This is a genomic window from Pseudoalteromonas sp. Ld20 (assembly GCF_045064175.1).
In the GTDB taxonomy this organism is placed as follows: domain Bacteria; phylum Pseudomonadota; class Gammaproteobacteria; order Enterobacterales; family Alteromonadaceae; genus Pseudoalteromonas; species Pseudoalteromonas neustonica.
On record NZ_JBISHB010000033.1, the window covers coordinates 14,152 to 29,099 of the forward strand.

Consider the following 14,948-nt stretch of genomic DNA (forward strand, 5'->3'; position numbering starts at 1 on the left):
AAATGCAGCCAGATAGGTGGATTATAACCGAGCTTGCAGAGTGCCAACAACTTTAAGCAAGAGTTAAGCTAAATCTTATCCAAAAGCTAAGTCATATGGGCTATTTGTTGTAGGTGCAGAACTTGCGAATTGGTGGCTAATTTACTGTGATTTATTATGAAAAAAGGTGTATGAAATAAATCTATTTGCAACTTCAAATCTCGTGCTTTTGGGTTGAAGCCGAACTTGCGGTTTAACACGAGCCTATTGCAGTTCGATATTTATCACGACAAATTAGCTCCACAATGTAGAGGATGTGATAATACCAATCGGCAAAAATATTTGAACAATTTAACTAATTAAATCAAGGTTATAACGTTGTTAGGTTTTTATTTAAACCAACCCTTTGGGCGTTTCACAGGCACTTACTCTCAGCGTTATTACTTCTTAAAAGGGATAGCCATTGTTGCAAAGTAACGCCTTGATATTAAACCCCTGTGAAACGCTGAATTCTGCATCTTGAGGTGGCTTGGGTATATAAAACAGCTACAACGCAAATATAAACACTATGATCCAGGTGGTTGTTTTGATAAAACCAGACCTTTTGCCCTAAGTGATAAATCGCACCAGCTTATCATCACAGTAAACAGCAATAAGTAGCAGTACAAGGGCAAGTAATGGTACATAAATAAACGAGGCTACTACGTCACCTCGCATAACGACGTTGAGTATCAACGGCATCAGGATAATCACAGTGGCGATGATGCGATAACAGATCAGTAAGGCTTTATTGAGCATGGGCTATTCATTGTGTTTGCTAATATATGGGCTATTTTAGAAACAAATGGTTAGCGGCACAAAAGGATAATATTCACTCGATGGGTGAGCAGCATTCATCTATTTTGTAGCAGTAGGTCTGACTTTTTTAGCCAATTGATAAAACATTGAATATCGTGGCGTTCAGCATCTTCTTGTCGATAAACTGCATACAGTGATTTTGGGTAGGGCATAAATTCATTAAATGGTGCGACAATCATCCCATGACTCAGTGACGTGTTTTCAATAGGAAACATGGCAAGCGTCATACCTAATCCTTGTGTGGCTGCATTCATTGCAGACTCGTAATCATTAAATGTAAGTGAGCGTTTGCTACTGTTGAGTGTTACCCCCATGGCTTTTGCCCATTGCTGCCATGCGTCGTCAATATAGGTAAAGTCAATTAACGGTAATTGACTAATATCTGTTAATAATTGAGGTTGGTGTTGTTTGGCAAAGGTGGGTGAGCATACTGCTGCCACTTGAATATCAACGAGTTTTTGCGTCATAGTATTAGGCCAATTACCATCACCTAGCCTAATCGCTAAGTCGATATCATCGTAGCGCAAGTCCGACAGCTTATTCCCTATTTCTATTTTGATTTCTATATCTGGATGGGCAGCTTGAAATGCACCAAGTTGTGGGATAATAATGTTACTGGCTAAGGAAGTGAAACAAGATATTTTAAGGGCAGGGGACGAAAAGTGGTGCTGCAACTTTTTAGTACCATCTTCAAACTGGTTTAGCCCTCGCTGCACATATTTTAAATACATTTCGCCTGCTGCATTGAGTGCTACACCACGGCTTTTTCGTTGAAACAAAGCAAACCCTAAATGCCCTTCAAGCGCTTTTATTTGGTGGCTAACAGCTGATGGAGTAATGAATAATTCTTCACTGGCGGCTTTAAAGTTTTCTAGACGTCCAGCGGCTTCAAAAATACTTAACAGGTGAAGGGGAGGGTATTTATGTTTCATTTATAATGATGCCTAGCTGCAATTTACTCAAGCATAAATTAAAAACAGCAATAGGTGAATATAATTCAATATAAAGTGAGTACTGGCTTGCCTTTACTGCGCTTTATTATTGGTGTTATTTAGCTTTATTGAATTTATCAGTGGCAAAAAGATCTGGTTTGATTGGGGTGAATATAAGTGTTTATTGCTAGTTATTAGTTTTGCATATGAGATTATAATACCAGTAATGATCGTCTGTAACTTTAGTTGATAATGATAAAAATGTGCCCCAACCTCAAGTCATCGCTTATAACTGCTTTTTTACTTTCCTTTTTGAGCGGATGTGGGGGGAGTGATGAGCATAAGTCTCCTATTATTGATCCGCCAATCACAGAAGTAATAAATCAAACGCCAATTTTATTGTCAGCGCCTTTGGATGCGCATGAAGGGCTGATGTATCGTTATTCATTAACTTTTAAAGATCCTGAAAACGACCTAGTTACTGTTACACCTAGTTTGCAGCCAGACTGGTTAGTATTTGATGCTACGACGCAAACATTCTCAGGAATACCTGCTTATAAAGATGTGGGTGAGCACATTATTACGTTTCAGTTTAGTGATAGTGAAAACCAGCAAACAAAACAGCAAGTTTTTAAAGTACAAGAACGAGCAAATACACCACCAATTTTAATAACGACAAAGGCTGCCGCCAGAGCGGGTGAAGCATTTTCATTAACTCTGCAAGTAAGTGATGTAAACTCAGATCCAGTTAGTGTATCTATTGCTGAACTGCCTAATTGGCTGTCTTTTAATAGCCGTTCTTTTGAGCTAACTGGGATAGCAACAGACGCTGATGTTGCTGAGTTAACGTTAAATGTGTCTTTATCAGATGCTCGTGTGACAACAGTTAAACAATTAATTATCACCATTTCACCTAGTTATGTTGAAACGGCTTTGGTTTCTGGTAATGCGTTAGATGTACCAAACAGTGAGCTATTATTAGACGCAGCGTTAGCTGAAGTTGATGCACATAGTTTGCGCTTTCAAACCATCAAACAAGCATTGTTTCAATATGATTCACAGAGCCCATTAACGGCACTAAGTTGGAACCCAACATGGGATGCAACCTTATTAAAAGCAAAGTATCCGTTTAATCAAACTGTGCTCTATACAAACAATAGTTGGCAACAAGGGTATGAAAGTAAAGAGCAGCCTTTAGCTATTGCAGGCAATAATAAAGATAACAGCGGACGTTATTTAGTTTTTGGTAGTAACCCATTTCGCACTGAAATTAACCAACAAATGCAGACATTTTTGGGTAATGGCTCTACATGGTTAGCAGGGCGCAACATTAATTTGGCTGAGCCGCTTAAATTAGTTATGGCGCAACTTGATGAGAGTTATTACTTTAAAGATCAAAGTCAAACACGTTTATGGTTCGATACCCACTTTGCCGACAAAGTGAGTTATAACGAAGCTGGCGCATGTGATAATACAGCGCTAACAGGCTGCTTAACTGACGACATTGATGTATTAATTATTTCGCAGCACCTGCGTACAGAACATAACACTGAGATAATAGCAGCAGCGGTAAAACAAGCTCTAGCACGAGATATAGCGGTACTTTATATTCAACGAGATGGTAGTCAAACACCGTTAGGACAAGCCTTGTTTGAGCTTATGAATATAAATGTTATTGCAGATAATTACTGGCATCGACTAGAGCTGAAAGATTGGGATTCAAACGGACTTAACAACACTTTACCCGCAGCGGCTCAAGTAGTTAAAGATCTACTGTTACGATTTAAAAACGATAGCTTCACTGTCGACCTTTCGAGCTGTGATACACGCAGTTGCCCAGATCAAAGCCAGTACCAACAACAGTTTGCTGATGCCGCAGAAATTATCAAAAATGACTTAAGAGAGTTTGATCTTAATAAACGTATGATATTTGAAAGTGAGGGGCATCGTTTTCATAAGTTACTAGCGTTATTAGGCGATCACTATCGCCAAACAGTCATATTTCCGATGGATAAACTAAGTAGTGATACGAATGCTTTTTTTAAATCATTATTTGCTGATCATTCGGTTGTGAATCTACGAAAAGTGAACCCAAAGCAAACCGACATGGGAAATTTTAGCCGCAGCGATTTTAGCCATGTAACGCCTAAAGTGGTAACCGTGACTATGGTAAGCAAACCCAAATTTCGCTCTGCTGGGGTATATGCTTTACCTGGGCAAACGTTTTCTATTACTCGCACTGATAATCAAGCGGTATCTACCAAAATATTTGTTAATTCACTACGCGATGGTGCCACTCATTTTATGAGCGAAAATGGTTATAACCGACCGTCTAAATTACAATCGATTCATGTTCCAGTTGCTAGCAATGAAACGGTATATTTTACGTCACCTTATGGTGGGCCTATCCAAGTTGAGTTTGATAAAAATAATATATCGGTCAGTTTTAAGTTTGAAAGTGTAGGGCAGCATCCATATTGGCGAAGCCCCGTTGATGATGTGCTTTTTGCAGAGCAACTAGAAAAAGGCGATTTCGATTGGGCTGAAGTGGCAACGGATGGCTTTGAAATACATTCAAAACTTGAGAAAATGCGACAATCGATTAATGAAGGTTACTGGCCAATCGCTTCTGACTTTGCTAATGCGGTTGTGCGTTATACGCATAATTACCCTCATGTGTTAGCGGGCTTTAAAGGTCCTGGTATTTCTGTGATTAATGAGATCCATGACTTTGCCACTAGCCGTAATCTTGAAGTGCAAACAATTGATATTGTAAAGCACATGAATGCAGATCAACCTACATGCGGTTGGGGGTGTTCTGGTAATCCATATGATGCAGGTTGGAATTTTAACCCTGTTGGTCATGGTGATATTCATGAGCTTGGCCATGGGTTAGAAAAAGGGCGTTTTCGTATAGATGGGTTTGGCGGTCATTCAAATACAAACTTTTATTCTTATTACACTAAATCGCTTTTTGAAGATGAGACAGGTAATTCAGCAAACTGCCAAAGTTTACCGTTTGAAAGTTTATTTAACCATTTACAACATAGTAAAAAGCAGCCTGATCCATTTGCTTACATGCAAGGGTTGGCTATGTCCGAATGGTCACAAAGTCATGCCATTTACCTACAAATTATGATGGCGGCACAAGCATATAACAAACTTGAAAATGGTTGGCATTTATATCCACGACTACACATTATAGAACGTGCTTTTAGCCAAGCCGATAACAATGAGAGTAATTGGCAAGCGCAAAAAAATGCATTGGGCTTTAATGACTACACACTCGCAGAGGCAAAGTTGATAACTAATAATGATTGGTTACTGATTGCATTGTCAGAGGTGACGTCGCTTAATTTAAGCAATTATTTTACTCTGTGGGGAATGGCAACTTCGGCTAAAGCGCAGCAGCAAGTTAATAGTAAAAATTATCCCGTATTAGGCGATGTGTATTTTGCTGCGAGTGAAAAAGGTTATTGCAGTTCGTTAAATCACACTCAAGTTGAAGTGGATGGTGTGCAAATATGGCCAAACAATTAATAACCTGTCTATAAAAGAGCAGGTCGAAAGTGTTGTTTCGACCTGTTTTATGTCGTTAATTTGATATTACATACCCAAGCCACCTCAAAATGCAGAATTCAGCGTTTCACAGTGGCTTAATATCAGCGTTACTTTGCAACAATGGCAATCCCTTTTAAGAAGTAACAATGATGAGAGTAAGTCCCAGTTAAACGCCCCGCGGGTTGGTTTTAAAGCGATTTATACTAGGTTACTTTTATAAGGGATTGATTTTAAAAATAGAACCATTATTACTAGCAATCAATGCCTTGCCTAAATCGCTTTAAATTCCAACGACGCTCGCATCTTTAGGTGGTTTGGGTATATGAGCTACTTCATTGAGCGCCATGCAAATGTAGAAGCGGCGATTACAACGGCGGTAGCAATACCTAAATAAAGAGTCTCTAAGGCGCCGCCAAATTCAACTGCATGCTCTAAAAATACGATAACCAGTACGACAGAAGTGACTTGCACGAGAGTTATTTTTAAGTCATGAAAGTCCTTGATGTGGAATGCGGCTAAAAATTGAATCTCATTTGACTTAGGGGGCGCTATAAATAGACGATACAAACTGATGGCGATAACTTGTAATGTGATCCCGATTAAGAGTAAATCGAGAATTTTAAGTAACTCTACTATGAGTTCTTTTCCACCTTTAGCCGAGTCAGGCAAATTGAATATAGTTATTTTTACTATATTAAACACAATATTAATGCATGACACGTAAACCAGCAGTGCTGATAATGCTGCGGTGATTACGGCTATGATGACTAAAAATCGACTATTTTGAAAAATCTTTTCCATGTTATCCAACTTATAACTTTACTAATGCCTATACGAATTTTAGTTTAACAAAGTTTACTTAATAGGTATTTTTATTTATTCGTTTAGGGGGGCGTGGGGAATTTGATTGAACCACTACCAGCTTGGTAAAGCTAATAGTGGTTTATGATTCTCTTTATAATGCTTTTAAGCTTTTTTCTAACATTGCTTGAATTTGTTTAACTATCTTTGCTTCTGTTTCTGGTTCAAATTGTGCAATGCGTGGAGTATGGATATGCCCTGTGGGAATGCTTGAATTTAACTCGTTACGCAGGCGAATACTGCGATACGAAATTTCATTCGATAGGTAGCCACCACCACCGCCTTTTACTGCAATGGCATTTTTTAGTTTATTCAAACTGTTGGGTTCAAATGCTTTTTCAAGTGTAATGACTTTGTGGTTATCATTTATGGTAAATGGCCCTTTAGCTTGTTGTATTTGTGTAACGGGTAGGCTGAATTCTACAAATTCGTTACCCGGTAGCGGGCGCTCGTTTAAGCTTGGTATTTTAGGGGCTGTTGCTGTGCCACCATAAACAATATTGGCGTTGTCTGGAGCGGTGACGCTGCGGCGTTTGCCCGGAAAGCGCTCAAGGTCAAAGTCTTTACCCCCCATACTTACAGTTACTATCATATCGACATTATTTAGTGCGTAGTAAGGTGCAAGTAGGGCTTCAATAATGCCTTGATCAAAATCTTCGTAGCGCACAGGCACCATCACGGTATTTATTTCTGCGCTAATGCCTTTATAAGTGATCACTTGTCCGTCTAATAATAATGCGGCTACGCCAGATGGATTACTTTGGTTGATGTTTCGATCAAGTAAGAATGGGTCAAAACCAGTCAGTAAAATCTTCTTTGCGGTGCTTTTAGAGTAGGCAAGATCGGTGCGACCACGGCTGCCGTTTTCTAACATAGTTAACAGGGTACTCTGCTGTGCTGGAGTTAAGGGGAATTCAGTTTTTGTGGTGCGAATTACTTTGCTCGAAAGTAAGCGAGCCCAGTATAGTTCGCGATCATCGTAACTTTTACTGGTTACAATACGGGTTTTAGCGTCTTGCCAAAGTTGGCTTGAGTAATCATGTATTAAGTCTGTTGCTTGCTTGAAGTTTTTTAGGCTTTTCCAGCTGTGTTCAAATTGCGTTAAATCATCAGAAAATGCAGCTAAAACCTGTGGCATTGCTGTTGCGGCTTTTTCAAGGCGTAACTCTTCAACTGTTAAGTTAGCGCTCAAGGTAGAAAAAGAAGATAGCATTAAGCTAGTGGCTAATAGTTGTTTGATCATGGAGGTCCTATGCGGTTAGCGCTATTTATTAGACTTACTATCTTATTAATGCGTTGCTGGTGCAAATAAAATCGCTGAGTGCCGGTTAATACAAGCCAAGATGGGAAGTGAGCATATGCAGAGTTGGTATACCTTTGTACTAGCTTAGGCAAATTTAGTAATGAGCTCCGTTAGAAAACTATCATAAATCAAGAAGGAATAGGTTGGTGTGTAAAAGGTAAAGTTTTAAGTAGCTAAAGCTAAAAAGCTATTGGTGCTTAATGGTGGGGTTGGTGGGGTTAATCAAACGAGCTGCGATGAAAATAATATGCACAGATTGCTTTTTGACTGATCTAATAATTAAGTGAAGGCGTATTATGCTGCGTATAGGTTAATGTCAGTAATGGGTAAGTTTTTGAGTAACTTTATTTTCGCTTTTGTTTACAATTTATTGCAATTCTTTAACTTTCAACCTGTTATAGCACGCTCTTAGCTGAGATAATAAAAATAGCATAAAAACTGAATGGATTAATAATGAATAAATATATACTTACGCCGCTTGTGGCTGCACTTACAGTAGCATTAACAGCATGTGGCGGGTCATCATCTAATAGTGATAATACGACCCCTACAACACCTGGTTCTAATGGTGGGAATTCTAATCAAGCACAGACTATTTCACTACAAGCGCTTTCTTATCAATGCGAGATTGATACGCCTTACCAAGCTGACATCGTTTTTCATAATCAAGATGGTAACTCAATAGGTTCAGCAAAAACGGATGAACAAGGCCTATTTTCTGGTGAATTACCCACTGGCACTAAGCATCTTTCAGTATTAGGTGATGTGACGGACTATCAGCAAGAAGAATACACACAGATATTAACAGAGCTTGATATTGAAAATAGAAACAACCTAGGTAAGTTTTATTTCGAAAACTACAATCAAAATTGTGGTTGTGAGGAATATAGGGTGGATACAATAAACCTAGGTGATATTGCAGCTTACTATAAAGTATACAAAGCAGGGAATGAGCTTACAGATACAGTATATATTTGCCCAGGTGAAGAAAAACTCTATTTAACGGCAATTACTGAATCTGCTGTTGAAGCTAAAGCAGCCGTAATAGCAATACCTCAAGATTCCAAAGTTATCAAATTGACCGAAGCTGATTTTAGCCATGAAGGCGTAGAAGTGGCCGTACAGCAAACTCAAGAAAATGGCTATTCTAGCACAAGAGGTTATATCGAAGAGGCGAGTAAATATCAGTTTGTACAGTTCGTATCTTTTAGTGGTGATGATTCTTTATTCGTATTCCCAACAGTTACTGAGCATAACTTTTATGTTCAAGTTAACTCACAAAAAAGTAATGCGAATAATGTAGAAGTGAGCTTCAACAGCTACGCTCGAAGCAGTGTCAATGCTGATGGCAGTTATATACCTACAGATTTACCAGAGATATCATCGGGGTTGGGCTTCGATTTAATGCAGTTTGCAAACGATTCGCAGTTAAACTTTGATTTTAGTAATGTCGATGAGAGGTTTGCTAGAGCGCGCTGGGGCTATAGCTTTTTGGTGAGTGATGCCGCTGAAACTCGATTTGATTGGGATATCAGTGGCGGTGTTTCAGGGCAAATCCCTAACTTGTCTTTTGGCAGTGTTTTTCCTGAACCTGTAGACCAAGTGGTGTTGGAAGAGTTAACTTTATTGCTATATGGTTATGGTGGCAATGCGACTGATGCTCAAAGCTATGCAAAATTATTAGATACGATAGCTGAAGGTGGGCATATAACTAAACCTGAGTTTAGTAATTATGTGTATTTATTTATGAGTGCACAGCTAGACTAATATAAAAATAAAAATAAAAATAAAAATAACAAAGGCCGTTCTCGTGGCCTTTGTTATTTTTGCAACTGAAATGAAAGATAGAACAGCCATATCGTTTTTTTGAAAATAAGTTCGTCTTTTTATACGCCTGTATTTACCTCTTTAATTACAGCTTATCCGCTATAAAAAAGCTTTTTACTTGTACTTGCTCTTTGATGGTGAGTGGAATATTTAAAGCTTGGCACTGTTCGCGTAAATATTTTAAAAACGCATTTGTGAGTGTTTTAGTACAGTCATTATCAGAAAAATAATGACCCGAATTCTGCAAGTGGGTAATGATATTTTCAATGTGTTTCGTTTTTACAGTATTACCTGACTTAACGACTTCCTCAGTGACAAAATTTGACAGTGCTTTTGGGCAATAAAGGCTTAACGCAATACCTTTAGACAAAACAGAAAAAATGCGCGTAAACACGTTATTATTAAATAAAGGAATTTCTAATCTATCAAGTACTTTTTGTAATTTATCGTTTAACGAAGTCACAGGTTGCTCATTTAAAGCTTGTGAATTTGATGTCTCATCATGAGGCAAATTAATAATCACACAGTTGGGGTGAGCACCCGTGATGAGATGTTTTTTGGGATGAAAAATATAACCGCTATGATAGCATAATTCATCTAGTTTCAAGCTAGCAATAAGCAAAGATATTGTCTTAAAGCCATATTGTTTTCTTGCTGCAATAAACTCAGATAATGGGGTGTTATGTATGCAATTAGATACATGAATAGGCTTATTCGTTAGTGTAATCTGAGTGTTTAACCAATCAGCTATATTGGATTTATCAGTGTCACACAAGACTAGTTTGGTTGTATTATTTAATTTATTAGATGGTGTTAGCGTAATAATTTGCGCATCTGGATAGTTACCTTTTATAGCATGATAAGCAGGGTCATATAGATAGGAGGAATCAGATTTATAAGGGTGCAAATTAAGGTGTTTGAGCAACTGCGTAAAATTTTTAAACCCCCAGCGATGTTTTGGAATTTCGATATCCTCTAGTGCACCATTAGTTGTAATATTACCGATGTAAATCGGTTTTTTAATTGTTGCTAAGTAGGACACTAACTTACTTTCTAATTTATGCTTTACTGATTTGGGAAGCGGTGGAGTGTGTGTTAGCTCTAAATGTAGATCATTTTGTGTATAGCCAATAAGCTCATTGAGTTTATAAACGGAGTCTGCAACTGATAGGTAGCACTTACTAGCTTTTCCTGCAAAGCTGATACCGGTTTGTTTACCAAGTGCACGGGCATTACGTAAAACCGGTGTGAAATCGGCATCGGCACTCATGATAAAGTATTCCTCTATATGAGGCTGCGTTATCAAGCACATAGTTGCATCGACCGCTATTTCTTGATCCGTTGCTGTTTTACCAAGAGTCGTAACGGGTGGGCAGTCGATTACTTTAAATCCATGCTCTAAAAATGGCTGTCGATATTGAGAGAATGAGATAGGGTTCATGTAGACTTGTTTAACATTAAAATGTCGGGTTTGACTGAGCTCTTTGAGCCATGAGGATATTTTATCAATAAACAAATGTCCGATCTCTTCATAGCTAGCGCAAATGAATATATTATCGAAATCAATGAACAGCGCACTATTTAGTTTAGACATGTTTTACCCTATTTATTTTGCTATTACCCTTCAAACATCCTCTAGTTGATTACGCTGATCAAGTTATTTTGTATTAATAATTTTCAGGTGAAATTTTGGACCTTTAATTGAAAATTATGACAGTTCTGCTAGTCGATATAGTATATGGGTAAATTTGTATAATTAATTTAAAAATTGATTATTCAGAAGTCTTTTTTGATTAATTAATGCTCTTCTTTGCAGGCGTTAAAGCTTGTTATTATTTATCCTCTTTCCCATAACTGTTATTCTATGTCCATTAATAAGTAATGAGCAATGAACATGATTAACGATAATGATGTAATAGATACACTTGACGAACTTGAAGCTTTTTTATTTTTAATTGATAACGGCGGCTTGGGTTTAAAAAATGTAACAGGTGTGGCATTGGCCACTAATAATACAAATGGTCGCCCGTTTGTCGCTGTGCTTGATGATCAGCATAAGTTGTTATTAGGTCGCTGGGTAACACAGGATGTATTTGAAAATGGGAAAGATTTGGTTCGCCGAGGGCCTAAAAAATCACATTAATGGGCCGAACTGTTTTTTCAGGTAGCTTGAATATCAAGTCAGGTTACCATTTCATTTTCAATTATTAATCGCTGCGATGTTGGTGCGATTACTCTCTTAGTTTTAATCTAATTTTAATGTTCCCTATAAGTTTTTTTTAGATACTTTCAATAACATGAGTTTATGAACTTTAACAAAAGGCATAAATGAAAGTGAAAAAAATGAAAAAAACAATGATTGCAAAATGTGCATGTATTATTAGCTTGTCGGCATTTACTTTAACGAGTGCTATGGCTGGTGCAAAAACAGTGAGTGATAGTGTGATTGCAGAGCAGCGCGTAGCACTTGAAAAAAACACGAATGGCAAAGGCTTTGGGCCACAATCACCACGTGATATAGATCAAGGTTACGGAACTAATTTACGTAGCTTTGGTACTGCGCCTAGCCGTAGCTATCTTAATTTATGTAATATTCATTTTCATAAAAATGCAGAGCATAAAGGTGGCGAGTTCACCTCTTTTGCAGGCAACGGTGATGGGAAAGGTCATCACACCGGTTATATCTATGATGGTAAATTATCAGCAGCCCAGTTAAAACCCGTTAATAGTAATATTTGTTCTGCAAAGGGGGATTCATTAAACGTAGGTGATACGCTAGAAGTGCACTTTGTTTATTCATCAGCACAAGTTACACCAGGGCCAACATTAGGCGCGTGTTTAGCTGAAAGTACGATGAATCCGGGCTTGAGAGTTGAAGGGCAGGTGATTGTTTTAGCGAATGATAAAAATGCGCTTAACTTTTCACAACTTACTGATGTTGAAAAAGTAAATGGCTATTACCAAGCGCCTAATATACCAACTAATATGGGGGTGCCTGTTGAATACCTAGGATCGACTACTGGCCCATCATATAATGAAAAAGCGTCACCGTTACAGGTGAGCTGGAGCGTCCGACCTAATGTTGCAATGGTTGATATTAACAGTGTTGGTAAGTGGTGTAATGATAATGTATTTAAAGAAGATCATGCCCACGCTGTGCGAAACTTAGTGCAAAACCCTAAGTTGTTATCGCCTATTTCACTTTAATATAATTAAAGCGCGAGTGACCCGCTCGCGCTATTTTAGACTCATTCTATAACCATTTCCGCGCAATGTTTGGATAGTTAAATCAGGTTCGCTTTCTATTTTCTTTCTTAATTTACTAACATAAACATCAACAATATTAGTATTTGGCTCATTATAGGTTTGCCATACACGGCTCAATATTCGCTCTCGAGATAGTACTTTGTCTTGATTTTCAACAAAATAAAGCAATAACTCAAACTCAATTTTTGTCAGCGGTAACTCTTTATCATTGAGTAACGCTATACGTTGTTGGATCAGTAAAGCGAGTGAACCGATGTTTTGTGTTGTTTGATTATGCTGTTGCGATGTATTCATGCGTCGTTTTAATGCGAGTACACGGGCTAATAGCTCATCAAAATCAAAAGGTTTACATAGGTAGTCATCAGCGCCCATTTCGAGTCCTTTAACGCGTTCAGATACTTCATCCAGTGCAGTTAACATCAAAATCATGGGGGGGGTTGGTAAGGCTTTTATAGCTTCGAGTATTGATAAACTATCTTGTGAACCAAATAGCCTATCGAGGATCACTAGTTGAGGGGAGTGCTTTTTAATAAACGGGAGCACTTCGTGTAGTTCATTTAGGTTTGTACATTCATAGCCTTCAGCCCGTAAACCTCGCGATAAAAAATTTAATAGAGGTAATTCATCGTCTGCGAGTAATATATTCATCATACATGTCCTAAAGGTAAAGAGATTGAAAATACAGATCCCTGTCCTTGGGTAGATATAACGCTAATGCTGCCATCGTGAGCTTCAATAATGGCTTTTGCGATTGGTAGCCCTAAACCTAAGCCTTCACTGTGTTTACTAAAGCGCACAAAACGTTCAAAAATATTATCAACTTCAGCAGCAGAGATCCCTTCACCATGATCTTTTATGGTAATCGTAATAAGTGACTCTGTTTTATGTAGACTGATGTCGATGGGTTGATCTGATTTTGAGTATTTAATGGCGTTGTCGAATAAAATTGCTAGCACTTGCTGTATTCTTTGGGTGTCTATTGTTACGACTAAATCGTCTAGATCTGAGTGAGTTACGCATGCAATGCTGCGACTTAGGTTCAGTTTTTGCCATTTAGCAACTTCAGTTCTTATTAATGGCATTATTTGGGTTGGTAAAACCTCTAAGCCTATTTGGTTCATCTCTGCGCGTGTTAACAGTAGTAGGTCGTCAACTAAACGGCTTAGACCCACGGCTTGTCCGAGTATTGAGGTTAGTGTTTGGTTAAAGTCATCAACCGATACAGACTGCATTCTCAGTGTTACTTGTGCTTCACCTCTGATTATCGTTAATGGTGTGCGTAATTCATGTGAAACATCGGCAATAAATTGACGACGCCTTGAGTCAATTTTAGTTAATAAAAGGTTGGCTTCAGTGAGTTCACTGGTACGTTGTTTTACTTCTTGTTCTAATTGTTTTCTAGATTGTATTGCATTGTTTTCATGCTCTTGAAGGCGCAGAGCGAGTTGATTTATCGAGGTGGCCAGTTCTTCAAACTCATCATCTAGTTTTACAGATATAGGTTTTTGGTAGTGGCCCAGCGCAATAGAATTTGTTGCGTTAGCAATTAGTATAAGAGGTTGATAAAGCTGGTTAAAAAGCCAATAGCAGCCATATAATATTAGTGGAATAGAAAGAGCGCCTAGGCCAATAGCAAACCATAATATAGTGGTGTTGAGCATATCCATTTTGGCATTAATTGCTGTAACAACACGGGTTTGGCGAGCCACGGCTGAATTGATAGCCTCTCTAAACTGATCATCAATGGTTACTTCTAATAAGCGCTTTAGTTGTGCCTGTTGATTTAACGGTGCTTTATTTCCGCTGCTCACAACCGCTCTAAATTCAATGGTGATTTCATCAATCATCCGTACAAGCTCATCTGTATCTTCGATGCTTCCTTTGGTAAAAGATATACCAAGTGCTTTTCGTTGTTCAATTTCGAGCTTTTTAATTTGATTGAGTGACTGCTGAATTAAATTTTGTTTTTTACGTACGTAAGCTTGGTTGGCATTTTGGCCAAAAATTATTTCATCGGTCAGTTGTTTAAAAAGTCGGTATGAAATACTTGATAGCTTTTCATGCTCTACAAGTAATGAGTGCGCTATATTACTTTGTAATAAATTTTCACGTGTTAAATGCGACGATATTGCGGTGCTAAGCAGGGCCAAAAATAAAAAGAAGGCGGTTGTTAGGCCAAAATAAAAAAGTTTACGCTTATACATAATAGTTACTTATTCTAAAAGTCAGGTAAGGGTACATGTAAGGCTTTTACGACGCAATAAAAGCTACTTAGGGTTGTATTGTAATTAACCAAAACTCTGGATAATAAACCTCTCTACAATGGCTATTTTCAACGCTAACAGCCTATTCAAAAGGTG

Annotated in this window: 11 protein-coding genes; 4 read left to right on the plus strand and 7 right to left on the minus strand. The window is 38.1% G+C overall.

What is annotated here, in order from left to right; genetic code table 11:
* Positions 1-588: 588 nt before the first annotated feature.
* Positions 589-777: a hypothetical protein gene (locus ACJJVX_RS08675; RefSeq protein ID WP_054203466.1), complete on the minus strand. Its 189-nt coding sequence runs from the start codon at positions 775-777 to the stop codon at positions 589-591.
* A 95-nt stretch (positions 778-872) separates the two neighbouring features.
* Positions 873-1,769: a LysR substrate-binding domain-containing protein gene (locus ACJJVX_RS08680; protein ID WP_342884311.1), complete on the minus strand. Its 897-nt coding sequence runs from the start codon at positions 1,767-1,769 to the stop codon at positions 873-875.
* Positions 1,770-2,030: 261 nt separating this feature from the next.
* Here ACJJVX_RS08680 and ACJJVX_RS08685 point away from each other — a divergent pair, with 261 nt between their 5' ends.
* Positions 2,031-5,309 carry an ImpA family metalloprotease gene (locus tag ACJJVX_RS08685; protein ID WP_170173026.1) on the plus strand — a complete coding sequence of 1,093 codons (3,279 nt, stop codon included), beginning with the start codon at positions 2,031-2,033 and terminating at the stop codon, positions 5,307-5,309.
* A 348-nt stretch (positions 5,310-5,657) separates the two neighbouring features.
* On the opposite strand, the gene ACJJVX_RS08690 is transcribed toward ACJJVX_RS08685, so the two are convergent.
* Together ACJJVX_RS08690 and ACJJVX_RS08695 are read right to left on the minus strand one after the other, a co-directional pair.
* Positions 5,658-6,131, minus strand: a complete 474-nt coding sequence (locus ACJJVX_RS08690; protein WP_054203463.1) for a YqhA family protein — start codon at positions 6,129-6,131, stop codon at positions 5,658-5,660.
* A gap of 154 nt (positions 6,132-6,285) precedes the next feature.
* Entirely contained in the window at positions 6,286-7,434 is a 1,149-nt protein-coding gene (locus tag ACJJVX_RS08695) for a hypothetical protein (protein WP_054203462.1), read from the minus strand.
* A 513-nt stretch (positions 7,435-7,947) separates the two neighbouring features.
* Here ACJJVX_RS08695 and ACJJVX_RS08700 point away from each other — a divergent pair.
* Positions 7,948-9,261, plus strand: coding sequence for a hypothetical protein (locus ACJJVX_RS08700; RefSeq protein ID WP_054453747.1), 1,314 nt, complete (start codon positions 7,948-7,950; stop codon positions 9,259-9,261).
* Between the two features lie 145 nt (positions 9,262-9,406).
* Here the strand turns inward: ACJJVX_RS08700 and ACJJVX_RS08705 are convergent, their stop codons facing one another.
* The gene (locus ACJJVX_RS08705; protein ID WP_054453749.1) at positions 9,407-10,915 is read right to left on the minus strand and encodes an NYN domain-containing protein; all 1,509 of its coding nucleotides are present in this window, start codon (positions 10,913-10,915) and stop codon (positions 9,407-9,409) included.
* Between the two features lie 300 nt (positions 10,916-11,215).
* Here ACJJVX_RS08705 and ACJJVX_RS08710 point away from each other — a divergent pair, with 300 nt between their 5' ends.
* Both ACJJVX_RS08710 and ACJJVX_RS08715 read left to right on the plus strand, forming a co-directional pair.
* The gene (locus ACJJVX_RS08710; protein ID WP_054453752.1) at positions 11,216-11,464 is read left to right on the plus strand and encodes a hypothetical protein; all 249 of its coding nucleotides are present in this window, start codon (positions 11,216-11,218) and stop codon (positions 11,462-11,464) included.
* Between the two features lie 200 nt (positions 11,465-11,664).
* Positions 11,665-12,528 carry a delta-class carbonic anhydrase gene (locus tag ACJJVX_RS08715; RefSeq protein ID WP_405631087.1) on the plus strand — a complete coding sequence of 288 codons (864 nt, stop codon included), beginning with the start codon at positions 11,665-11,667 and terminating at the stop codon, positions 12,526-12,528.
* Between the two features lie 30 nt (positions 12,529-12,558).
* Here the strand turns inward: ACJJVX_RS08715 and ACJJVX_RS08720 are convergent, their stop codons facing one another.
* Both ACJJVX_RS08720 and ACJJVX_RS08725 read right to left on the minus strand, forming a co-directional pair.
* On the minus strand, positions 12,559-13,236 hold the full coding sequence (locus ACJJVX_RS08720; protein WP_054453754.1) for a response regulator transcription factor: 678 nt from the start codon (positions 13,234-13,236) through the stop codon (positions 12,559-12,561).
* Complete coding sequence (locus tag ACJJVX_RS08725; RefSeq protein ID WP_054453756.1) at positions 13,236-14,792, minus strand: cell wall metabolism sensor histidine kinase WalK; 1,557 nt, start codon at positions 14,790-14,792, stop codon at positions 13,236-13,238. The genes ACJJVX_RS08720 and ACJJVX_RS08725 overlap by 1 nt, the downstream gene beginning before the upstream one ends.
* Between the last annotated feature and the right edge of the window lie 156 nt (positions 14,793-14,948).